The following is a 236-nucleotide window of genomic DNA, read 5'->3' on the forward strand; positions in this document are numbered from 1 at the left end:
GGCGGCATGTTGTCGGCGTTGTAGACCCGCCCCGTCACGATCGGCCGGTCGGGGTCGCCGTTCTCGAAGTCGACGATTACCTCCTGGCCGATGCGCGGCACCTGGATGCCGCCGAACTGGGTGCCGGCCCACGGCGAGGACACGCGCACCCAGCACGAGCTGTTCTCGTCCTTCGTGCAGTAGCGGTTCCAGTGGAAGCTCAGCTTCACGCGGCCGTACTCGTCGGTCCAGATCTC

The 236-nt window shown here is 66.9% G+C and carries 1 protein-coding gene; it reads right to left on the reverse strand.

Annotated elements, in window-relative coordinates; genetic code table 11:
- On the reverse strand, positions 1-236 hold a 236-nt coding region (gene vgrG, locus AC3A6R_RS27180; RefSeq protein WP_487866188.1), incomplete at both ends, for a type VI secretion system tip protein VgrG.

The organism is Variovorax sp. Soil_C_19, assembly GCF_057657255.1.